General features: G+C 37.6%; 23 protein-coding genes. 15 read left to right on the top strand and 8 right to left on the bottom strand.

What is annotated here, in order from left to right; translation table 11 throughout:
- Positions 1-8: 8 nt before the first annotated feature.
- The 9 genes from ACTJJF_RS13145 to ACTJJF_RS13105 all read left to right on the top strand — a co-directional run bounded on the left by ACTJJF_RS13145 (position 9) and on the right by ACTJJF_RS13105 (position 7486).
- Positions 9-1505 (top strand): hypothetical protein, encoded by a 1497-nt coding sequence (locus tag ACTJJF_RS13145; protein ID WP_440699939.1) that lies wholly within the window; start codon positions 9-11, stop codon positions 1503-1505.
- Between the two features lie 12 nt (positions 1506-1517).
- On the top strand, positions 1518-1997 hold the full coding sequence (locus ACTJJF_RS13140) for a hypothetical protein (protein WP_312297349.1): 480 nt from the start codon (positions 1518-1520) through the stop codon (positions 1995-1997).
- 53 nt (positions 1998-2050) lie between these two features.
- Positions 2051-4435, top strand: coding sequence for a hypothetical protein (locus ACTJJF_RS13135; RefSeq protein WP_440699938.1), 2385 nt, complete (start codon positions 2051-2053; stop codon positions 4433-4435).
- A gap of 29 nt (positions 4436-4464) precedes the next feature.
- Positions 4465-4764: a hypothetical protein gene (locus ACTJJF_RS13130; RefSeq protein ID WP_440699937.1), complete on the top strand. Its 300-nt coding sequence runs from the start codon at positions 4465-4467 to the stop codon at positions 4762-4764.
- 194 nt (positions 4765-4958) lie between these two features.
- The gene (locus ACTJJF_RS13125) at positions 4959-5687 is read left to right on the top strand and encodes an EndoU domain-containing protein (RefSeq protein WP_440699936.1); all 729 of its coding nucleotides are present in this window, start codon (positions 4959-4961) and stop codon (positions 5685-5687) included.
- Positions 5688-5692: 5 nt separating this feature from the next.
- Entirely contained in the window at positions 5693-6001 is a 309-nt protein-coding gene (locus tag ACTJJF_RS13120; protein ID WP_312297345.1) for a hypothetical protein, read from the top strand.
- A gap of 237 nt (positions 6002-6238) precedes the next feature.
- Positions 6239-6601 carry a hypothetical protein gene (locus tag ACTJJF_RS13115; RefSeq protein ID WP_440699935.1) on the top strand — a complete coding sequence of 121 codons (363 nt, stop codon included), beginning with the start codon at positions 6239-6241 and terminating at the stop codon, positions 6599-6601.
- A gap of 55 nt (positions 6602-6656) precedes the next feature.
- Positions 6657-7097 carry a hypothetical protein gene (locus tag ACTJJF_RS13110; protein ID WP_440699934.1) on the top strand — a complete coding sequence of 147 codons (441 nt, stop codon included), beginning with the start codon at positions 6657-6659 and terminating at the stop codon, positions 7095-7097.
- Positions 7098-7108: 11 nt separating this feature from the next.
- A complete protein-coding gene (locus tag ACTJJF_RS13105) occupies positions 7109-7486 on the top strand; it encodes a hypothetical protein (RefSeq protein ID WP_440699933.1) in 378 nt (125 codons plus the stop codon).
- Positions 7487-7661: 175 nt separating this feature from the next.
- On the opposite strand, the gene ACTJJF_RS13100 is transcribed toward ACTJJF_RS13105, so the two are convergent.
- From ACTJJF_RS13100 to ACTJJF_RS13070, 7 genes are all read right to left on the bottom strand, one after another.
- Entirely contained in the window at positions 7662-8672 is a 1011-nt protein-coding gene (locus ACTJJF_RS13100; protein WP_440699932.1) for a trypsin-like serine peptidase, read from the bottom strand.
- Positions 8673-8745: 73 nt separating this feature from the next.
- A complete protein-coding gene (locus ACTJJF_RS13095; protein ID WP_312297338.1) occupies positions 8746-9591 on the bottom strand; it encodes a caspase family protein in 846 nt (281 codons plus the stop codon).
- Positions 9592-9861: 270 nt separating this feature from the next.
- A complete protein-coding gene (locus ACTJJF_RS13090; RefSeq protein WP_312297336.1) occupies positions 9862-10506 on the bottom strand; it encodes a response regulator transcription factor in 645 nt (214 codons plus the stop codon).
- Positions 10503-11273, bottom strand: coding sequence for a sensor histidine kinase (locus tag ACTJJF_RS13085; protein ID WP_312297334.1), 771 nt, complete (start codon positions 11271-11273; stop codon positions 10503-10505). Before ACTJJF_RS13085 ends, ACTJJF_RS13090 begins: the two co-directional genes overlap by 4 nt.
- Before the next feature lie 12 nt (positions 11274-11285).
- Positions 11286-11930 (bottom strand): hypothetical protein, encoded by a 645-nt coding sequence (locus ACTJJF_RS13080; protein ID WP_440699931.1) that lies wholly within the window; start codon positions 11928-11930, stop codon positions 11286-11288.
- Between the two features lie 11 nt (positions 11931-11941).
- On the bottom strand, positions 11942-12502 hold the full coding sequence (locus ACTJJF_RS13075; protein ID WP_312297330.1) for a hypothetical protein: 561 nt from the start codon (positions 12500-12502) through the stop codon (positions 11942-11944).
- Between the two features lie 572 nt (positions 12503-13074).
- Positions 13075-13899 (bottom strand): universal stress protein, encoded by an 825-nt coding sequence (locus ACTJJF_RS13070; protein WP_312297328.1) that lies wholly within the window; start codon positions 13897-13899, stop codon positions 13075-13077.
- A 231-nt stretch (positions 13900-14130) separates the two neighbouring features.
- On the opposite strand from ACTJJF_RS13070, the gene ACTJJF_RS13065 reads away from it, so the two are divergent.
- The 5 genes from ACTJJF_RS13065 to ACTJJF_RS13045 all read left to right on the top strand — a co-directional run bounded on the left by ACTJJF_RS13065 (position 14131) and on the right by ACTJJF_RS13045 (position 22240).
- Positions 14131-15249 (top strand): sensor histidine kinase, encoded by a 1119-nt coding sequence (locus ACTJJF_RS13065; protein WP_312297326.1) that lies wholly within the window; start codon positions 14131-14133, stop codon positions 15247-15249.
- A complete protein-coding gene (locus ACTJJF_RS13060) occupies positions 15246-16010 on the top strand; it encodes a LytR/AlgR family response regulator transcription factor (RefSeq protein WP_440699930.1) in 765 nt (254 codons plus the stop codon). Before ACTJJF_RS13065 ends, ACTJJF_RS13060 begins: the two co-directional genes overlap by 4 nt.
- Positions 16011-16529: 519 nt before the next feature.
- Positions 16530-17651, top strand: coding sequence for an efflux RND transporter periplasmic adaptor subunit (locus ACTJJF_RS13055; RefSeq protein WP_440699929.1), 1122 nt, complete (start codon positions 16530-16532; stop codon positions 17649-17651).
- Between the two features lie 28 nt (positions 17652-17679).
- On the top strand, positions 17680-20838 hold the full coding sequence (locus ACTJJF_RS13050; RefSeq protein WP_440699928.1) for an efflux RND transporter permease subunit: 3159 nt from the start codon (positions 17680-17682) through the stop codon (positions 20836-20838).
- Positions 20825-22240 (top strand): efflux transporter outer membrane subunit, encoded by a 1416-nt coding sequence (locus tag ACTJJF_RS13045; protein WP_440699927.1) that lies wholly within the window; start codon positions 20825-20827, stop codon positions 22238-22240. The genes ACTJJF_RS13050 and ACTJJF_RS13045 overlap by 14 nt, the downstream gene beginning before the upstream one ends.
- Positions 22241-22378: 138 nt before the next feature.
- Here ACTJJF_RS13045 and ACTJJF_RS13040 read toward each other — a convergent pair whose 3' ends face one another.
- Positions 22379-22861: a hypothetical protein gene (locus tag ACTJJF_RS13040; protein WP_312297316.1), complete on the bottom strand. Its 483-nt coding sequence runs from the start codon at positions 22859-22861 to the stop codon at positions 22379-22381.
- A gap of 276 nt (positions 22862-23137) precedes the next feature.
- On the opposite strand from ACTJJF_RS13040, the gene ACTJJF_RS13035 reads away from it, so the two are divergent.
- Positions 23138-23713: a DUF4840 domain-containing protein gene (locus tag ACTJJF_RS13035; protein ID WP_440699926.1), complete on the top strand. Its 576-nt coding sequence runs from the start codon at positions 23138-23140 to the stop codon at positions 23711-23713.
- Positions 23714-23764 lie beyond the last annotated feature (51 nt).

Below are 23764 nucleotides of genomic sequence, written 5' to 3'. Positions count from 1 at the left end.
ATACGAATATGTCTATTATAGGAAAAATTATACGTGTAAATGAATTGCCTCCGGTAGGAGAAAGAGAAACCAATGTCATTTACCAGGTAGCCGAACCGGGTTCACCTATTTATACAGATTATGCCATTGATCAGAATGGAGATCTGAAAACTCATGCTGTTACCGATGGCACTATTCCATTGGAGCTGTCAGATACTCATCTTTCGATTTCAAACCCTTCATTTACAGCAGAAGGAATTAAAAACCAGGCACAATATAACATTCAGACAAGAGAAAAACTGGATCATAAGCTGGATATGCCTTCTATTGAAGGAAATGCACAGAATTATCCGAAAATTGTAGGTTTAGATGATACCGGAAAAGTAGCAAAACTGCCTGCAGGGGATTTAGGAAAAAACATAGCTAACTCTTCTCTCACCACGGTGCCGGGCGCAGGATTGACACTTGGAGCCAACTGGACTTTCGGGACCTCCGGATTTTATTATTCCATAACAGGATTGAGTGATAAATCTGCAGATACAACATTCAACAGAATGATGGTTCAGAATTCTTCAGGGCAGCTTTCCTGGAGTAATGGTAAAAACATGATTTCCAATTACCCGCTATTGTTGAATGATGCAGAAAAATTAGCATGGAGAAATCGTATGAAGCTTTCAACAGAAAAGTTTGCAACCGGAACTCCCAGAATAGATGTGCTGCTGCTGCCGTTTATTGATAATACAAAAAACTTTATTCAGTACACCACCTTGGTGGGGTTAAATCTCTTTGTAGATAACGTTTCGCCTAATGCATATATTAAGGTTAAAAGGATCAAAGATGTCAATGGTACCAACTTAACCACTCCTGAAGAATATAGCGTAGATAACTTTACGGTAATGCAGAACTTTCCCAATAATTTGAATTTTGGGATCAACTGGAGCACAAAACCGGAGGGATATTATCAGGTATTTGTTACGCATAATGGATTAACAAATCCCAGCTCTCCCGAACTCATTGTAAAAGCTGGGCTTACCTACAGTCAGTTTACAGGAATTACCAACTGGGCAACATTAACGGGAAGTGCGGCAATAACAGATACCTCTATATCATTATCCCCAGGTTCATCTGCCCAATCTGATAATTTAATTTCTGTTGCAGACATTAATGCCGGATTTATGGTTTCTTTTTCTGTAAATAATAACCTGTCTAACTATGGGGCCAATTTCCTAAGCTATTTTCAAGGGGGAATCATTGGAGATGATGGAGTATTTTACGGTTTTGCAGCCTATGGTGGTGAGGGAAACTGGATAATCTATCAGGGAGAATATCTCCCTGTCAGAAACGAAACCTTTCACATTGCTTATTATAACGGCGTTGTATATGTCATTGCAGAAAGTAATGGTGTAACCTACCAGCAGTTTAATTCTTCTTTTAATCAGTATCCTAAACGCTTTTACCTCTCAAGAGGAACCGGCGGGCAAGGATCGCTGTCTATGAACCTACTTGGAAAAATATTATTGTCTTAAAAAAATAAAATTATGAATACACATTTAATTATACCGGAAAATATTAAGGAAATCCTTAGCAACATTGAAAATACCCCCCTGAATCTTGCAGAACTGCCACTACAGGCACATCCCAAACTGCCACAATTTGAAAGAAGTATCAGGGTGTTGGATATAGATGCCAAATCCAAACAGCAATTTATCTCTTTCAGATATGAACAGGTACTGAAAGACAGGGAAACAGGAGAAGAGATCAATATCTCACTTCCAGCCCCTGAATGGGTCATCTATAAAGAAACTTGGAGCTACCTCCGTGATGGTAACAACAATCTTATAGAGCTGCCTTTGGCTGAAGCTACAGCAGATGTAGACACTGATAGAGTAAAAGTACCAAGCTACCAGTATATGCTTTGGCTGTTGAAAAATAATAAGGCAGGCTTTACAGAGTTGCTGGCCTCTTATCTGGATGAATTTGTGAAAAATTGCAGAGACAGGCTGGACAAGCTTTCCTAAGAAGTATTAATTAATGGCAGAGTGTAATGCTCTGCCTTTTTCAAAAAAGAAAAATGATGGAAACACTTCAACTTAGAGAAATCATCAGTAAAGAATGGCGTACCGATGATTTTATAAGAAAACAGCTGTTATGTAATAAATTAAAATACAGCAATCAGCTCAGAATGCATTTTATTTTGGACTACAATATCAATGATTATGATGGAATTGCAGAAGAAAAGTATATAAAGGATGATCGGGAGAATTTCATTTACCTGAATACTTATCTTAACAAGAATAAAGAACTTGTTGATCTGGTACAGACACAATGCGAAATCAAATTTGAGATTAACGGACCAAAGGAAAAAATATCTGCACAATTGATTTATTTTTATCACAGGGATGCCGATACTGTTGAGTTAAGACGAAGAAAGGCAATTGTATTGGAAACTTTTTCTTATGAAGAATTCAGAAATCTTGTTAGGTATGTTGGTTATGGTGATTTTGAAAATGGTGATACCTATTATAAAGACTATTTTATTAAAATCTTTAAAAACAGCTTTCTCAGGGCTACAAAGGTTACAAGTGCTACAAAGGCTACAGATGCTAAAGAGATTAAGTTCCTTTATACTCAGGCACCAGAGTTTGTTCTTAAAGGAATGGAACTCCCAAATGAAACGATATTCGGGCATATATTGGCTCTGACAGATCTTGATGATACCGGTATTTTCAGTGGGTGGAAAGATGGCAGTTCTGCTTTGATCAATGCAATAAAAGCACTTTCCAGTTATACCTTTCTGTTGGAAAAATTTAAAGCTAATCCGGAACTCTGTAACAGAATTTATTTTAACTTAGATGGGTTTAGTGAGATGAACGGTGAAATGAAATCTAACCGGATTATTTTTGCTACGTTCCTGATGGAAGCCTGTCTGCTTTCTGAGAACCGGCCACAGCAAGGAGCACCTGAGTTCAAAATAGGAAACGGATATAAGGTCAATACCAGGGTATTGGAATTAGGAGGGTTTCTTTTGGGCTTGGGAAAGTCTAATGATAAAACATTTTATCTCCAACAGCAACAGGAAGTGGTAAAAAGAATTTTTATTGTCCCCAAAGAAGGAGATCCTAATGCAACTGAACAGGTGACAAAGGATCTGGATGAAGGAGCTCAGTTTTATCCTCTGGATATGGTATACTTTAGAGATGAAACCCGGTCAGAGGCTTTGGATGGAGAAACGGAACAAGAGGGTTCAGTAAGAATGATGGTTCCTGCTATTTATGTAAAAGCATTGGCTGATGCAGAAAATTGGGAAGATATCAACGAAACGATGCGAATCGTAGCGGATATAATGGGGGTCGTTTTTGGAATAGGAACATTGGTATTAACAGACAATCCCTATCTGTTGTTGGCGGCATTAGCGGATCTCAGCTTAGCAGTGCCTGATCTTACCATACAGGCATTTCGGGATCAGATTGCCAAATTGCCGGGAGGAGAAGAGTTTCTGAGACAATGGGACCTGGTTTATAATGTATTGGGAGCAGCTGTTGCAGCACCACAGGTAGTAGTGGCCTTGTCACAAGCTGTTGTTGCTTTTTACAGAGGCTGTTTAAGCTTACTGAAATTACCCGAAACGGCTGAAAAAGTAAGACAAGGTTTGAGGACCGTGGCTATTTCCGTATTTTTGGATCTGAACAGCAGAGCTTTTCAAAGAAAAGACCTTCGTATGTTTAGTCCTACAGAATGGGTGATCCCAAGCGCAGGGTTCTTTTCAAAAACTTCGGAATGTGATGCTTTAATGCAACATGGAGCCTTCTTTATGGAGCTGGATGCTGCTGCTATTATGGAGAGCATTAATAAAGGAAGTGGTATTAATCCTGATGTTATAGGTGCGATCAGTAGTAATAGAAAGTTTGCTTTGGTTTATAAAGGTGAGATTATTGCCCAGGGAAGTAGATATGATAGGGCTTATCAAAAGACATTGATGGATGTGAAAAGGGAGAGTTATAGTGTGGAGAAGGTTGGATTTATTTTAGAAGATATTTGGCAATCAAAATCCTATCAATTAATAGAAATTTTAGATCACAGAGGCTCTCCTATCGGAGAGTTTGACCAAATTTTTCATAATAAAAGAATTTTTGTAGAAGATAAGTCAGCTGAAGAATTACTTAGAAATATTAATCCTAAAACAGGAAAACCTTGGTGGACATTTGAAAAATGGGCTGAAAAACACATATATTTAAAAACATATAAAAGAATAAAAGCTCTTGAAGATGCAAAATCAACAAGAGCAAGATTGGCAGATGGCCTGTCTCCTGATATAGCTATTATTAGAGATATAAGAAAATTACAATTTCATGTAGAGGAAACTGATATTGGAGTCCAAAATGCGGTAAATAATGAATTATTACGATTGAAAAAAGAATTTCCTGACTGGGATTTTACTGCTAAATTTGGGAAATAATATAAATATATAATTAAAAATTTAATAAAATGTCATATAGCATTATAACGGAAACAAAAAAGGGAAATATAGATGAGATTCCAATTTCAACACATAAATTATTTCATGAATATTGGCTACCCCTATTTGAGAAACATAAACTAGAAAATTTGTGCAATTGGAAATTTCCTCATGAATTTGAAAAAGAAGAATTAATGGAAATAGTAAAAGAGTGGGAAAAACTCATGCCTTATATCAAAGGAAATTGGGAGATAGAAAGGGCAGGTTTTATTTTAAACTGCTTAAAATCAATTAATTTTGAAGATTACAACTCCATAAGTTTTGGATAAATTTGTAAACCGCTCAATGTTGAGCGGTTTATTTTTTTCATAACATTTCAATTTCGATAGTTTTGGATTTGATAGGAGTTGCCCAAAGAAAATAACTTCGTGTGCTTGGCCCCACAGAATGGGTAATCCCAAGCGCAGGGTTCATTTCAAAAACCTCGGAATGTGATGCTTTAATGCAACATGGAGCCTTCTTTATGGAGCTGGATGCTGCTGCTATTATGGAGAGCATTAATAAAGGAAGTGGTATTAATCCTGATGTTATAGGAGCAATCAGTAGCAACAGAAAGTTTGCTTTGGTCTACAAAGGTGAGATTATTGCTCAAGGGAGCCGGTATGATAGAGTCTACCAAGAGACATTAATGGGTTTGAAACAAGAAAACCATAATGTGAGGAAAATAGGAGTTATTTTGGAAGGACTTTATAATTTAAAGCATTTACCAGATGATGTTTTAGAACATGCTAGTATGGGAGAATTTGCTTTACCTGCAAACCCTCGGAGGAGTATGTTACCTGGTAAAATGAAAAGTGGGGGACACGGGCAGGAAAATGTAAATTATCTTAATAAAATAGTTAGAAAATATAAAGTAGAGTATACCTATAAAAACGGTGTTAGAATTGGCTCTGTCGAAGGGCATGCAGATAAATACAAAAGAATTACAGAGGGAGAGCATATAACTGGTCAATCATGGTTTCCAGAATCTTGGACTAAAGAAAAGATAAAAAATGCTGGAAGGTTTATTATCGAGAAAAATTTTAATGACTTTAAGCTTTTGAATGACGGTATTCCTATTTTTGATAATTTCGATGGTGTAAGAGTAGGGGTGATGAAAACTAATGGAAAACCAAAAACTATATTCCCAGATAATGCTAAACAACCTTTACTAAACAGTAAAAAGTATGAGTTTAATCCTTATAAAGAATAAATATTATGAAACTAGAAGATAAAATTTTAGAAATTATAAATGTAATTGAATCAAAACATCTAAATGACCCTACAAAGTCTGATGATTATGATAAAATTACTAAATTATTATTGATAGATGTTAATCAAACAATTCATGTAATTGAAAATTTGAATTTAGATAATCTGGAACATATTAGTTCAGATTTTGAAGAACTATCATATAAACTTCAAAGTAAAGAATTTGTAGAATGTCTGAAAAAATTAGAAGAGAAATATCCAAAAAAAATGAGTCCAGAAATACAAAAAGGTATTGAAGCCTATTACGGAGATTAAGAACAATAGATTTCTTATCCCAAGTGCAGATTTATTTTAATCCTCCTAGATTTTAAGTAAGTAAATATGGAATAGATTATAATAAAACTAATAGATTTTTTACAATCTAACGGCTGGGAAAGCTATAAAGATTTAAAAAGTGAATTATTGAGTGTAGATACCAAGAATTTTATTGTTCAAATTTTAAATGAAAGGCGATTTAGAGATACTGATGTAAGAGCACTTAATATCTAAATTATGGAATATAAATTTGTAAAGAACAATTATTGTTCAGATAAGGTACCTTCACATTTGGTACATTATGATTATGGTGTGAAAACATTCAATAAAGAAATAGAAGCTTTAGAGCAAATAGAATCTGGCTATTGGACATCGGAAGAAGTTCAAAATATGCTGGATAAGATTAACTCAATCACGAATAAAGATTTTGAATATTCTGTAGAAGGAGGTCATTTATTGATTGTTGCAGATAAGGAAGAAACACATTTATTCAATCTCCTGAATAGAGAGCAGAAAAAAGCAGACATTATTTGGTCCACAGAAAGGTTTATTAAATTCTTAAAAGAATTTAAAGATTTTTTACAAAAAAATGGCAGATAAATTTACTTAACGGCAACCAAAAGTTGCCGTATTTTTTGTTGCAAAGGAGAAATTGTTGCACAAGGAAAATCGCTATGATAAAGCGTATCAGAAAGTTTTGCAGGAAATAAGAAAGGTAAGTGCCAGTTCTGAAAGAGTGGAAGAAGTATTAGAAATATTGCTTCGTAAAATAGATGTTGTGCTTCGTGAAAAAATTTTTATTATAGCTAAAGCCATTGCAAAAGATACCTTGTTAGACTGTTCTGAAATAGCCGAAAAGATTTTTGATGATTTTAAATTTGGGAAAATATTAGAAATTACTCCTAAACAAGGAAGATGGATGAAAGGTTTTGAAAATGGAATCATAGATGAATGGGTTTATCATCAAGTTTATGTTGATGGCGATTTTGTTTTCGATCCCTGGTTCTCTAATAAACCGGTTTTATTTGAAGAATATATGAAAGAAATGAATAAAATAAATCCTAATGGATTAAAGATAAATGAAGTTACACCATAAAAATATTAAAAATGAATACGTTACTTTTTGAAACACTAGAAAAAATAAAGCCAATAGAATCAGCATTTGCTTCTACTCATAATGTAGATGATAAATATGCAAGAATACTCAGGCTTATTTTTAGATTTAAAGATACTCCGAAAAATGATAGTGTCTATCAAAATCTAATCTCAGTTGTCAATAACTTTACTAATAATACTAAATGGATTATGGCAACCTCTGAAAATAGCAAAAATTATATTATCACTCCAGAATATTTCTACAATAATTTTATTAAAAATAATGAATCTAAAGTATTAAATGATTTTGATAAAAAAATAATTGATCAAGCGATAGAAGATTTACCTTTTTTAATTAACAAAATTAAAATGAAATTTAATTTATTGTAAAGACACTTTGGATGCTGTAAAAGTAGATGTGTTTATCCTAAGGAAGATGGTCCGTAAAAATCTTTTAACCTGATCTTCTTATCAGATATTACTTATAATATACTACCCTCATCAATAAATATTAAATCAGCCCGCCTAAAAGGCGGGCTGATTGTTATTGAAAATCCAAAACTCACTAAGGATGCTCATTTCTTGCTCTGATTACCAGGTTCACCAGATCTGATCCGCCGCTTGCAAAATTATCGCTCGGGTTATGGGCGCTTTGGGTAGCTACAGCATAAGGGGCTCCATCCCAGTAACCCCAGAAAGGTCCTCCGCTTTGTCCCGGCCAGATATCGGCTTTGTGGCTCATGCTTTCATTATCGTCGGCACTCCAGAAATCGCCATCCAGTGCGATTCCGGTTTGATAAGTGGGTCTCTGGGTTCCGGTAAGGTCTCCCGGATACCCAGCATGAGTCCAGTAGGCGCCTCCGTCCCATGAATCGGAATAGGATTTTGCTCCCAGCCATCCCGTACTGTTTCCTATAGGTCTGTCTAAGACAATCACCACGTAGTCATATTGTATTTCCGTAGAATCAATGCCGGGGCCGGATACTTTATACTTATAATAGGTCAGCGTACCCCAGGCAGTTCCGTAAGGAGCACTTCCGTTATAATACATTGGAGTGAACTTCAGCCATCCTGTAGTATTGTTAGCCTGCCAGTCAACAATATGGGAGCAGGTAAGAAGGTGTCTTGGTCCGATCATAACGCCGCTTCCTGAGCCTAAAGCACTTTCCACTCTTCCGACGCATCTCCATGGATAAGCTGTAGAATTATAAACTTTTCTTTGATCTGCTCCGAATATCGTTCTCGCATTTTCGGCAGTTAAGAAAGAATCCCTGTCAATAAATTTAGGCTTACGGTCTTTTTTAGACTCTAATTTTGGGCTGTATTCGAAATCGGCATGAGTAGGGTAATAGTGATCCGTTTCAATAGATCGGCTTTCTGCTGTTTTTTCATCCATAGGCATTCCTATAGCCTTCATTCCTTTAGGGTAAGTTCTTCCGTTAATGGTTTCCATGGCCGGAGCCTGGCTGGAAAGTTTTTCAACAGCAGCTGATTTTTCAGTTGATTTTGCTTTCACAGTTCTGAGTCTTGATACTTCCTCAGAAGTCATTGGGTTGTTGTTTTCAATTTTAGACATGATTATTATTTTTAATCTGATTTATTCCTACTCTTTTAATGGTTTTTCGGATTCCACCGGTAATGGTTATTGTTTAATTGAATATTTTTTGAGAAAATTCTGTACTTATGCTTTCCGTTTGGTTGATCTGGGCGGCTCCCATAGCAGCTAAGGCAATAGCAACCTGTTTATCAAGGGTTTTTCTGACAATATTCCCATTGGTTGCCCTTAATATTTTACAGAAATGATAGGTAAAGTAACCTCTTATCTGCCCGCTCAAGTTTCCTTCCATAGATACCTGATTGTCTCTGGCTGCGGCCCATAAGGTGTGATTCATCCCGGCAACAGGTACCAGAGCTTTGGTAAGGACAGCTGATTTTTTAGTATTTTTAGAAGATTCCATTTCACTGGCATAGGTCATATAAAATTCATCTTCAAGCATTGGCGGAATAAAACGTGCTGTTTCATTGAGGAAATCTGCTTCCAGTCCCAGGTCCATTTTTCTGGTTCCAGTTCCGGAATAGCAGCAGTCAAAAATAACTTCCATATTCACACCGGCTTTTAACTTGCTGAGAACGGTTTTAAAATCATCATCACGAATTACACCGGCACTTGCATAATCGTGTGGGCAAATCGCTTCATCCAGACCATCTATCTCCAGATCAGAACCTATGTTGGCAACTCTGGTTCCGTGTCCTGAATAATAGAAAACAAGAGAGTCTCCTTTTACACTTGTACTGATCATTGATTTCAGATAATTCAATATATTGGCTCTTGTAGCATTCTGGTTGGTCAGGATTTTAATCTTTGCCGGACTAAAGCCGCAGATCACCAATGTGTTGGCCATATCTCTCGCATCATTTACACAGCCGTTGAGGTCCGGCCCGCCGTATCCGATGGGTGCGTAGTCATTAATACCTACGATAAGTGCTTTTTTCATTGTATTAGTTTTAAAATTTTCCCTACTCTGTTCCGGCTTTTCGGGTTCTGCCTTTCTTTGTTTTTCTGTGACAAAATTCCATCATTCTGCGTCATGAAAACAGAGGAGAAAACAGTATTTTGAATGGGTGAAAACCCCTTTTTTAAATTTTAATACATTGCTTATCAGGTAGATTTAATAAAAAATCCGACAGCTGAAATAAGCTGCCGGACAGTATGTAGAATGTAAAGATTTACGATATTGATTTAATAAAATGGGTTATAAATACAATCAGCAAAGATCATGTTTTAAAGCAAAGAGAACCAGACCTGCTCTGTTTTTGATATCCAGTTTAAGGAAGACAGAATCTCTGTAACCGTCAATGGTTTTGGGACTTAAGCACATTTTATCGGCTATTTCCTTATAGGTAAGCTCACTGCAGGCCCATTTTATAAATTCTTTTTCCCTGTCTCTCAGTTCCGAAAGAAGAGAAGCGGTCTTTATCTCTTCTGTTTTTACTTTCAATAATTTCTGGGCAACAAAATCTGTATAAAAACTTCCTTTTTCAAAGACAGTCTCTATTGCCTGAAAGAGAATGGAAGGTTGCATATCTTTAAGCAGATATCCTTTCGCTCCGGCTTTCAGCATCTTGATGAGTATTTTCTCGTCATCGTCCATCGTCAGGGCAATCACTCTGATGTCAGGAAAGTGCTCACTGAGCCATTCTGTAGTTTCTATACCGTTTTTATAAGGCATATTCACATCCATCAGGACTACAGCAGGTAATTCGGATGCTTGTTCCACTGCTGCAATAAAATCTTCTCCGTTAGGATGGTTCATAATCACTTTATACTGAGTATTTTCTGTGATCATATTCTCCAGTGCTTTGGAAATTAAAGTATGATCATCAACAATGGCTATGGGAATCGTTTTCATAATAAATTTTTGTTGTAGGTTATCAAAATCTGTGTTCCTTGATTCAATTCTGATTGTATAGACAGGCTGGCATGGATCAGCTTGGCTCTCAGTTCCATATTTTTCAATCCGGAACCGTCCTGAATAATGCTTGTATCAAAACCTTTTCCGTTATCAGAGATACTGATGTGAAGTGTTTCATTATTGTCGTGCAGGTGTATAGATACATTTTTGGCTTTAGAATGCTTCAGGATATTGTTGATGCTTTCCTGAACAATTCTGAAAAGGATCAGGCCGTGTTTAGGGGAAATATCAATGTCCTGCTTTTCGGTGATAAATTCTATTTTTAATAATTTCAGTTTTTTTATCCTTTGAACTTCTCTTTCTATGGATTCTGCCAGCCCGAAATGAATAATCTGTTCAGTGATCAATGTTTTAGACAGGTTTCTTATATCCTGTATGCATTCACCCAGCAATTCATTCAGCTCATGCAGTTCATCTCTTTCTGCATTTTTAAGCTTGGTGATCAGTTGATTCTGCCGCAGCCGGACAACAGAAAGCTTTTGCCCCAGATCATCATGAAGTTCCTGACCTATATAATTGAGTGTCTGTTCCTTGATCTCCACCTGGGACGTAGCCAGTTCTTTTTCAAACCGGAGATCTTTTTCTTTCTGGGCAATCAGAAGGGTTGTTTTTTTCTTAATAAAAACCACATAAATGAAGATCATTGTCAGAACAACGATAAATAAGGTTATTGTGGAGATAATGACCAAATTGTTTTCTTCCATATACGAGCGGTTTTATTTGATTCTGTCCTGCTTGTTCCAAAGTAAACCCAATATGAGAATACTGTTGCTGATCAGGTTCAGCATAAATAAAATAAAAAAGTAAATGCCCTCTGAAACGGTAGCTCTGAAAAAAAGAATCGGAATACTTCCGATAAAAAGAATCATTAAAGCCACTGATATCCAGAATGGTAAATAATTGTTGAGTTCCAGGATTTTATCCGAATTAAAAGTCTGGTACAGGAACAGGATAATTGAAAATAACAGCAAAAGAATATCTGCATAAAGCATATGAAAAGAAAAATGATGAAGCAGATCATCTTCCTTATAAAGCATGACGGCAATATTGAATACAAAAAGAACTAAAATAATGAACTGTATCTTTTTAAGCAACAGAACATACAATAATTGATAATAATAGAATAAATACAAAAAGAAGACAATCATTAAAAATCCGATGACATAAAAAATATCTGTAGGAAGACCGGTCATATCATAGTAGAAATAACAGAAAATATCAATCAGGGAAAACAAAATGTATCCAATGATAAAGAACAGATTCTCTTTCCCGGTTTTCCTGTACTTTATGATCATCAAAGTCATCACAATGATGGATATGCCCATAGATATCAGTTTCCCTGTTTCAATATTCCAGTTCATAGTCTTGTTTTTTATTGCATACCTGCTGCAGAAGCTTTAGGTGGTGGTGCCAGATTGGTCATATTCATAGGATCAATACTTTGCTCATCTATATTTTCTTCTGAAGTGACCGTTCTGGACATTACTTTTACATTATCATTTTTTCTTTTTTGTGAGGTAGGAACCAGAAATAGGGTCTGATAGCCGGCATATTCGGGTTTGGCCATTTTGTTTCTGGGATGATTTACAGGGTATTTCCCCATGTAAATTCTGATCCCTGGATTTTTTAATTTTTTCTTTTTTGCACTTTCTTTGACGTATTTTATATATCCTTCCATTTCTTCAAGAGAAAACCAATACCACCGTGAGTCAGGTTCACCATTACGGTATTTGGTGAGAATTTCATTATTGGTTCTCGAGTATTCATCATAAAGTACCCGGGCTTCATTATAAGTGATCAGTTTCTTTTTATAACTGTCGTTAACGGGTTCTTTAGGAGGTTCAGTACAACGGGTACAGCTGAGTAAACAGAAAATCAGAATAAAAGCTGCACAAAGCGGGCTTACAGTTTTAGTAAAAAAGGACGTTTTCATTTTTATGGTTTTTAATTTTATATGGCAAAATTAGCTAACGGGTCAACTATAAAAAAGGGTGAAAACACTGTTTTTATCCTATACTAAATTTACGACTTTTTGATATTCAGATGAATATGGGTGATAAAATTTATTTCCATTTCAAAAAAAACATATCAATTGTATCCATTAAAATAAAAAGATCTGTGTCTTAGTTTATTCATTGCATCTTCCGAAATTGAGACAGAAATACAATGCAAAAACAGAAGCAAGACTTTCACCAGGAGATACGGAACTTAGATTATAGAACCCTATCTGTTTTCTCAACAGGAAACATGAATTACAAGAAAATTACCATCAGGCATTAATCACCTTGATTTCCTGATACCATTTATTAAGGATGGCCCTCTGCGTTGGTAAATGTAGAGGGCTTTTTATTTTAAATTCCATACCGGAGCCTTCATTCATTTTACATTATAAATAAAAAAAACAGGACCGGATTTCTCTTCGGCCCTGTTAAACAAGATTAAGTGTAAAATTTAGCCTGTTAAGGGCAAAAGGATAATTCAAATGTGTACAGATTTCTATTGATCTTAATCTATGTTTAAGGGGATTGATAGTAATGGAATTTTATTTTTATAGGCCATAATGGCTGTTTTACTGCGGTGGAAAAGAGATTCCAGAAGATTGTATTTGTAAGGAACCATCGTGAGAAGGTCAGGATTGGTAAGTCTGATTTCCTCTTCAATAGCTTTGATCACCTCAATAGACTGGATCATTTTAAAACTGTATTTAATATCATTCAGGTCATACCCTGAATTCAGGTCAATATCATGAATAACCTCTGTGAAGTCTTCTATACTTTCAGTGACATTAAATACCTCAATTTCAGCATCAAATTGATTGATGAAATAATAAATATCATTCATTGCCGACCAGGTCATATTCTTGTGGACATCGTAGGAAAAAAGAATTTTCCGGATCCCCGTGTATTCTATATGAGCCGGAATGATCAATATCGGTTTCTTTATTCTGTGAATGGCCCGGATGACATTATTGCCCAACAGCTTCTCCTCAAGGGTTTTTTCAGCCATTCCCATCACAATAAAATCACACTCATGAATGTTCAGGCAATTCTCCAGCTCTTCAATAAAATTACCCGAAGCCAGATGATATTCCGTTTCTATAGAGTATAGTCTGTTGATTTCTTCTGCTTTATCAGACAGTTTATTTTGGTTTTTAAGTGTTTGACTATAAAAGAAATCTGCTGATGCCTGGGCATTCAATGCATGAATAGAAACCGTCTGAAGAGTAAAAAGTACGATCCTGTATTTATTTTCTTTAGCCAGAGAAGCTGCATAATGAGCTGCATTTTCAGCTTCCGGGGAAAAATCTGTGCAGACAATTATTGTTTTCATTGTACCGGATTTTGATATGACAAAACTAAGACAGGAATCCATAGCCTTATCATAAAAATATTGTGACATTGCATAATATGATGATGAAATGTCTTTTTCCGGTGATGAAACGTTGACGTCCATTTTAAGTCTTCTATTGTACGGTTCAGGTACCGTTTTGGCGGTCTCGTATAAAATAGAACAAAGGCATATAAAATCTATTTCTATATTTACACTCACAAAGTCCCGGATATGAATAGGATTGCGACCATCAGAAAAAATATAGTGCGGAATAAAAAGATTCTTTCGGCCATGAAAAGAAGGCTGGTGATCTGGGCAGTAGCAGTGGTGGCCTTTTGCGGTTTCTCTTATCTGATAGATCCCTTCGATCCGGTTTGGCAGGGATATCTTGATACCCCATTGCAGATGATTATTGAAGATACCTTATGGGTGCTTCTCTTTTCAGTAATCATCTCAGAAGTAAGCATACTGATTGATATGACACTCAATAAGCTGCTTCCATGGAGAGACAGAACGATAAAAAGATTGCTCATCCAGGGGTTTCTTCAGATCGTTGGAAGTGTGCTCATCGTTATTATTATTAATGCAATTGTTGATGGTACCTCAGACAATTTACCGGAAATGGATTACCGGAAAGAATATACCTTATTGGGCCAGTGGATTGCAACAAATATTGTGATCTCCCTTATCATCAGTGCTTTTAATACCGTTGATTATTTATTGGCAAACTGGAAAAAAACAGCTGTGGAAGCAGCGCAGCACAAGCTGAGAGCCTCCAAACATAAGCAGGCGGCTATGGCGGCAGAACTTCAGGCGCTTAAGCTTCAGATAGATCCGCATTTTATTTTTAATAATCTGAGCGTGCTCTCTGAACTGATTCTGGAAGATCAGCAGCTGGGATATGAATATTCTGAAAAATTTGCAAGAGTATACCGTTATCTGCTCGTCAATTCCAGGAAAGACATCATTGTAGTGGAAGAGGAACTGAAGTTTTTAGAATCCTATATCTTTCTGATTGAAAAAAGAATTGGGGAAGGGGTAATATTCAAAATTGATGTTCAGGAAGAATACAGGTCTATGTATACCCTTCCGTTATCCCTGCAGCTGTTGGTAGAAAATGCGATCAAGCACAATCAGACTTCAAAAGCCAATCCTCTGGAAATACATGTGTACACCAGTTCTGAAGGAGAGCTGGTGGTTTCCAATACATTTCTGCCATTGATCAATAAGCCGGATTCTTCTGGAGTAGGGCTTACCAACATCATTGCACGGTACGAAATCTTAGGATATGCAAAACCGATAATAGAAAAGACTGAAGAAAAATTTACTGTAAAACTTCCATTGATATGAAGATTAATAAAATTCTGATAGTTGAAGATGAAAGACCCAATGCAGACAGACTAAAGAGGCTGCTGCTAAAGCTGAGACCTCATATTGAAATTCTTTCCGTAGAAGATTCAATCACCTCAACGGTAGAGTGGCTTGAAAATAATATCGTTCCGGATATTATTATGATGGATGTGCGCCTTGCAGACGGAGTGAGCTTTGAGATCTTTAATAAACATGAAGTTAAAAGTGCCGTCATATTCACTACCGCCTATGATGAATATGCAGTACAGGCATTCAAATATAACAGTATAGACTACCTTCTCAAACCTATCGAAGAAGAAGAACTTGACGCCGCTTTAAAACGCTATGAAACCTTTATGGAATCTGTTCCGGTAGTGGGAACAGCCATTGAAGGCCTGCTCAATTATATCCAGCCTAAAGATTACAGAAAACGGTTCCTTATTACCCATAGAGACGGTTACAAAACGGTCTTGGCAGAAGATATTCTGTATTTTTACACCGAACTGGGCATCAGTAAAGCAATGCTGAATACAGGTATCGTAGAGAATGTTCCACAAACCCTGGAAGAACTTGAAAAACAGCTGGATCCCAAATTCTTTTTCCGTGCCAACAGACAATTCATTATTCACATTGATTCTGTAAAGCAAATCTTTAATCATTTTAATGGAAAACTCAAACTGGAACTCAGAAAGCAACCTGATATGGAAGTAATTGTAAGCCGGGAAAAAGCTTCTATATTCAAATCCTGGATGGATTATTAAATACGGTACAAAACCACATGCCGGATGAGGAAAAGCATTTGAATCCTAAAGATCATTTAAAATCATTTTAACGGTTGATCAGTTTCTGTAATCGGTAGAAGTATATTAAACAATAGTAACTTCCAGCCTCCCTCTTCCGGCTCCCAACCCTAAAAAGCCCTCATGAATTTCTCATGAAGGGTTACAAGTACTATGGATAGCTAAAAGATTTTTCATTGATAAAAATCTAAATTATTGACTTTTTTTTGCTGTATTGATACTTCGGAATTATATCATTAAATAAGCTGGTATACGAGCTTTAAGACGAACTCGATCAATTCAGGGGTCAGCTGTGTTTTTAAAATATCCCACCGGGAAAAATCTTTTTTTTATTGATTCTAAAGAGGAGCATTTAAGCTTTCTTTTCATTTTTACTATCATACGGTTCACCTGCGATTAATTACGCTTCACCTGATTTCTATATAAATATCCCTGTTATATGAGTTTATTTTGTGGCTGTAAAATTTAAAAACCAATGTTATGAATTACAGAAAAGGATATCTGGTACTTTCACTTACAGCTGCAGCCATACTTTATTCCTGCGGCTCTGGGAACAGTCAGGAAAATGCCCAGCAAATGCAGCAGGCATTGCCTACAGACTTCATCCAGGTGAAATCCGGAGATGCAGATGTTTCTACAGGGTACCCGGGAAGTATAGAAGGACAGGATAACGTAGAGATTAAAGCTCAGGTGACAGGCTACCTGGAAGCCGTATATATCAAAGAAGGACAGTATGTGAGTAAAGGGCAGACCTTATTCAGGATTAATCCTTCTGTATATAATGAGCAGGTTAATACCAACGCTGCTGCTCTGAAAGCCGCATTGGCAGCCCAGGAAACAGCAAGACTGGAAGTTGAGAAAGTAAAACCTCTTGTAGAGGGAAAAGTAGTCTCAGAGATGCAGCTGAAAACCGCACAGGCAAGCTATAAAGCCGCAGCAGCACAGGTTGCACAGGCTCAGTCATCTTTAGGATCTTCAAAGATCAACGCTGGCTTTACCTATATCAAAGCTCCGGTTAGCGGTTACATAGGCAGAATCCCGAACAGGGTAGGAAACCTGATCAGTCCTTCCGATCCGTCACCATTGACTACTCTTTCAAGCATCAATACCGTAAATGTGTATTTCTCAATGAATGAGGCCGACTTTATCGCCCATAGCAGAGCTGCTTCAGGAAATAATGCGGAAAATGTAGAATTGATCCTGGCCGATGGTTCAACCTATTCTTTTAAAGGAAAACTTGAGAATGCCAGTGGGAATTTCGACAGAAATACAGGAAGTATTCAGATGAAAGCAGTTTTTCAGAATCCCGATAAATTATTGAGAGCAGGAGGAACAGCCAGAGTAATGATCCATAATGCGCTGAATGGTGTTGTTAAACTTCCGAAAACATCGGTAAAAGACATCCAGGATAGATTTTTTGTCTATAAACTGAATGGAAAGGACAAGGTGAAAATGACCCAGATTCAGGTATCAGGAAGCACATCCCAGGATTACTTCATCAAAGAAGGTGTGAATGCAGGCGACAAGATTGCCATCAACAGGATTGATGCCCTTACAGACGGGGCACAGGTGCTGGCCAAAGTGATTCCTTCAAAACAGTAGTATAACCATTTTTTAGAAAATTCGAAAAATGTTAAAAAAGATAATAGACCGTCCGGTACTGGCGACGGTAATATCCCTTATCATTGTTATTTTAGGGATTATAGGATTAAACGAGCTGGCTGTGACCAGGTTCCCGGACATTTCTCCGCCTACCATTACCGTTTCAGGATCTTATCCGGGAGGAAACAGTGAAACGGTGATCCGTTCCGTAGTAACTCCGTTGGAAGAACAGATCAACGGGGTGGAGGATATGGAATATATGAAGTCTACCGCAAGTAATGACGGTACATTCTCCATTTCGATCATCTTCAAGCAGGGAGTAAATGCTGACCAGGCTGCCGTAAATGTCCAGAACAGGGTGCAGCAGGCCACTCCGATACTTCCGCAGGAAGTGGTAAGGATGGGGCTTACAACATCCAAGCAGCAGAACAGTATGGTATTGATCTTCAATATTTATACGGAAGACAATAAGCAGTATGATGAAACTTTCCTTCAGAACTATGCGAATATCAACCTTATTCCGCAGGTTAAAAGAGTAAAAGGAGTAGGACAGGCCATGGTATTCGGGATCAAAGATTACTCTATGAGAATATGGCTGAATCCTCAGAAGATGTCTTCATATGGGCTTGAGCCTGCGGATGTGTCCAGGGCTATTGCCGATCATAGTTTAGAATCTGCCCCGGGTAAACTGGGCGAAGAATCCAATGCTGCCCTGGAATATGTAATCCGGTATAAAGGAAAGAAAAATAAACCGGAGCAATATGAAGATATTGTAGTAAAAAATACCGGCAACCAGGTGATCAGGCTCAAAGATGTAGCCCGTGTGGAATTCGGAGCGATCTCGAATACCGGAGATAACCTTTCCAATGGGAAAAATGCAGTTACCGTTGCCATTATGCAAACCACAGGATCTAATGCAAACCAGATTGAAATAGGCGTAAATAAAGCGCTTGATCAATTGTCAAAATCGTTCCCGCCAGGCATCAAATATACTAAGGTAATGAGCACCAAAGAAAGACTGGATGAGGCAACAGGACAGGTAAAATCAACCCTGATAGAAGCGTTTATTCTCGTGTTTATCGTAGTATTCGTTTTCTTACAGGATTTCAGGTCTACAATCATTCCGGCGATTGCAGTTCCGGTAGCTATTATCGGTACATTCTTTTTCCTTTTGGTATTAGGGTTTACCATCAATGTACTGACGCTTTTTGCCCTTGTACTGGCCATTGGTATTGTGGTTGATGACGCTATTGTTGTGGTGGAAGCAGTGCACAGTAATATGGAAGGAACGGATCTCTCAGGAAGAGAGGCCACCCATAAAGCGATGAGTGAGATCACCGGAGCCGTTATTTCAATTACATTGGTAATGTCTGCGGTATTTATCCCGATCGGATTTATGTCAGGATCTGCAGGATTATTCTATAAACAATTCGCTTATACCTTAGCGATTGCAATTATTATTTCCGCAGTGAATGCATTGACATTGACTCCTGCTTTGTGTGCGGTTTTCCTTAAAAATCATCATGCGGAAGAAGGTGGGAGGCCAAAAGGTTTCGGACAAAGATTCGCTGTAGCATTTAATGCCGGGTTCAGTAATATGACCAACCGATATGCAAAAGGGGTAAAATTCCTGATAGGCCGTAAGTGGATTGCTGCAGGACTGGTTGTGGGAATTATCGGCCTGGCTGGGTGGTTAATGTCAAGTACAACTAAAAGTTTCGTTCCAATGGAAGATGATGGCTTCTTTATGTATACTTTAAGCATGCCTCCAGGAACCGGATTAACAAAAACCACAGAGGTTTCCAATAAGATCAATGCTATTTTAAAAAGTGTGGATGCCGTTCAGGAGAATACTTCCATTACAGGATACAACCTGTTAAGTAACAGTGCCGGACCGGCTTATGCAATGGGATTTGTTAAATTAAAGCCTAAAAAAGAAAGAGGTGAAGTTCAGGATATTCAGGAAATTGTAGATATGGCCAACGGAAAACTGGCCGCTATTAAAGAAGGAAGTGTCATGACTTTCAGAATGCCTCCGGTAGAGGGATACGGGATGACCAATGATGCGGAAATCGTACTTCAGGACCGTATGGGAAGAGATCCCCAGGTTCTTAAAGCAAAAGCAGATGAGGTAATCGGACAGCTGATGCAGATTCCGGAAGTGGCATTTGCCTATACCATGTTCAGGGCAGATTATCCTCAGCTTGAGCTGGAAGTGAATGAAGACAAAGCGAAGCAGCTGGGAGTAAGTATTTCCAATCTGTTAGGATCTGTACAGACGTATTTCTCAGGAGACCAGTCTCAGAACTTTTCAAGGTTCGGAAAATTTTACAGGGTTAATATTAAAGCTGATGGTGTTTTCAGAATGGATGAACAGGCATTCAATGATATTTTTGTAAAGAATGAAAAAGGAGATATGGTGCCGGTGAATACTTTGATTACTTTGAAAAAAGTCTATGGCCCGGAATCGGTTCAGCGTTATAACCTCTATAATTCACTCAATATTAACGTGTCGCCAAAACCTGGCATCAGTAATGGAGCATTGATGGATAAAATAGAGAAGACCTTAAACAATCTGCCGTCTGACTATAGTTACGAATGGACAGGATTAAGTTTAGAAGAAAAATCAGCAGGAAATCAGACGGTTGTGATCCTTGGACTTTGTTTACTGTTTGTATATCTGCTTCTTGCTGCACAATATGAAAGTTATATTCTCCCATTAGCAGTAATGCTTTCTATTCCGACAGGGATTATAGGCGCATTCCTCGGAATAAAAACAATAGGGCTGGATAACAATATTTATGTGCAGGTTGGATTGATCATGCTGATCGGGTTGCTGGCCAAAAATGCGATTCTTATTGTGGAATTTGCCATTCAGCGACGAAAAGCCGGACTTTCCATTCTGGATTCTGCATTGGAAGGAGCTAAAGCAAGACTGCGTCCGATCATCATGACATCACTGGCATTTATTGTAGGGATGATTCCGTTGATGATCTCCACAGGAGGGATGGCTTCAGGAAATAAATCGATCAGTGTAAGCGCTGCGATAGGAATGCTGAGCGGAGTGGTTTTAGGAGTGTTTGTCATTCCGGTACTCTATATGTTCTTCCAGTATCTGGATGAGAAAGTTTCATCCAAAAAGAAGTATCCTGTAATACAAAATCAATTGACCAATGAGAATATTTAATATAAAGAATTTCCTTATTTCAGGCGCAATGGCATCAGTACTGATATCCTGCGCCGTAGGGAAATCCTATACAAGAACAGATCTGCAGGTTCCTGAAACATATAAAGAATCTGTACAGGTAACGGGAGATACCGTCGTGCTTCCATGGAAAACCTTTTTCAAAGATCCTAAACTGATTGTTTTGATAGACAAGGCACTGACCAGAAATAATGAAGTGAATGTAGCCCTGAAAAATATAGAACAGCTGGATCTGATCTATAAACAGGCTAAGCTGTCTCTGATGCCCACTCTGGATCTTACTGCAGGCGCCAACAGAAGCTGGGCTTCAACCAATACCCTGAATGGCTCCCTGAATGAGCAGTTTGTAGGGACGAAATATATGGATGATTTCAGTGCTGCACTCAGACTTTCATGGGAAGTGGATATCTGGGGAAAAGCTAAAATGCAGAAAGAATCTGCCGCTGCCGAATATTTTGCTCAAAAAGAAAACTTAAATGCTGTAAAAAGCAGAATCGTTGTTCAGGTAGCACAGGCATATTACAATCTGATAAGCCTGGATGAACAGCTGAAAATCGCAGAGCAGAATATAGAATTGAGCAACAGCACTCTTAAAATGATGAACCTCCAGTTTACCGCAGGTCAGATCAATTCACTGGCCGTTCAGCAGTCTGAAGCACAAAAGAAAACCGCTGAACTGCTGATTCCGCTGGCAAAACAGAATATTGCTGTTCAGGAAAATGCTTTGAGCATCCTTTGTGGAGAATATCCTGCTAGAATTGAAAGAGAAGGGAATCTGAAAACAATGATCCCTGAAAACAAGCTTTCGGAAGGCCTTCCGGCACAGCTGCTGAGCAGAAGACCGGACCTGAAAATGGCTGAATTCAACGTGATCAGTCTGAATTCAAAAACAGGATTGGCAAAAGCGGCAATGTATCCAAGTATCAGCCTGAGCCCGCAGATTGGAGTGAATTCCAATAAATTCAGCTCCTGGTTTGATATACCCGGATCTATTACCAAAGCGATTGCTGCCAATCTTGCAGCTCCGATCTTTCAGAAAAAACAGCTCAAAACAGCTTATGAAACAGCATTGATCGAACAGGAAAAAGCGGCTGTTAATTTTAAACAGGCGGTAATGACTGCTGTAGGAGAAGTTTCCGATGCCATGGCAAAATCTAAAGGTTCTACAGAAAGATTAGATCTTTTGGAGCAGAGAACGGCTATTTTAGACAAAGGAATCAACGATGCTCTTAAACTTTATAAAAGTGGTATGGCTACCTATCTGGAAGTGATCACGGCTCAGAACAATAAGCTGCAGAATGATCTGGAGACAGTCAATGTAACCCTTGAAAGATTAAATGCTGAGGTAGACCTGTACAGAGCGCTTGGCGGGGGAGTACAATAAAATGTAAATGGTAAATAAATACAAAAAGGAAGTTATATATGACTTCCTTTTTGTTTAGGTACTTGTGTTTTTACCAAAAATAAATAGCCGGCATGGCTATTTATTCTCCATCGTTCAAAAAATATTTGATATTTAAAACTATTTGGCCTTGTATGAGTAATCTTTAATAAAGCTCTGTCCTGCTACTATTGATTTGTTCTCATTGGTCTCCACATTACCACCCACTTCTGCTTTGTAGCTTACAGAAAGAGGAGCTCCGTCAAAATTAGAAGCGATAATATGCAGACTGGAAAAATTAAACGGTTTTACAGTCTCGAATACATAAGTCTTTGTATTGCCTGTAAAATTACTAACCTCTAATTCTACAGTGTTTTCATTGCCCTGTTCAGTTCCATTCATCCTCCATACCGGATTGCCATACTGGCTGGCATCATGATTTCCTGCCTGTACAATGAAGTCAACCTGATCATTAGAGTCTGCTCCGTTTACGGTAATTGTAAACTTTACATTGGCTTTGGCATCTACAGGATCATCATCCTTACTGCATGCTGTGAAAACAGTTCCCAGAATACCTGCCATGAGGAGACCTGAAATAATTTTTCTTGTGTTTTGAATTTTCATAATCATTACTATTTCGCATTTTACTGTTTACAAATGTAGCGGGCTGGTGACGGGTGGGACAATACCGGAAATTCACGTTTTTTTTCTACCTGTAATCCGGTAGATGTCATCAGATAAGAAAGTGTTTAGCAAAATAATGTGATTTTTATTCACAGATAATCAGTTGTTTATGAAAATTTTATTGTTTTTTAAAAAAAAGTATGCAAGATTCCGGAAAAAAGAGATTTATATAATTGAGTACTCGAAATAATTAATGTTCAATGAAAAAATAATGCAATGAAAAAATTTACAGTACCCCGATTTTTAATAGCAGTTTTAATAGGATGTATAGGATTCGCTTTATCCTCCTGTAATAATGATGGGCCGGACATACCTCCGGTAAAGCTGGAAGAGCTGCCAGGAAACTATAAAGGAAAATTGATTACCATACAGGGAAGTACAAGAAAAGAAAGTGTCAGAGACTTTAAAGTAAAAAAAGACACCATCATGTTTGCCGAATTTCCCGTCAGTGAAATTGTAAAAACAGTCGTAAAAGATCCGGTAAAAACGGAGACAGCCTTAAAAGCAATAGGAAAAGTGAAATATGACCTTAAATATACAGCTTCAGTAAACACAGCGAGTAATGTTGTAGAATTGACGCTCGCTCCTAAAACCCTGGAATTGCAGATTCCCGTAGATGGAGCCATTAAGAAAACCATTGTAACACTGGCAGCGAAAGAGAAAGGATTTTATGTAGGAATGGACCGTTCACTGAGGTTTGCTCTGAAGGCAGAAAAAATTACAGTAGACGGAACAGCACTTACCCCTTATGAGGTGATTGATTATAATTTCCCCTTCTGTATAAAAAATTAATAGATCTTGTCATAAATGGATTGTGTTTTAAAAGATGCAATCTATTTTTGT

Source organism: Chryseobacterium sp. 22458 (assembly GCF_052044975.1).
Classification (GTDB): domain Bacteria; phylum Bacteroidota; class Bacteroidia; order Flavobacteriales; family Weeksellaceae; genus Chryseobacterium.
Note: the sequence above shows the minus strand (reverse complement) of the source record. Positions and strands in the feature narration are given on the sequence as shown.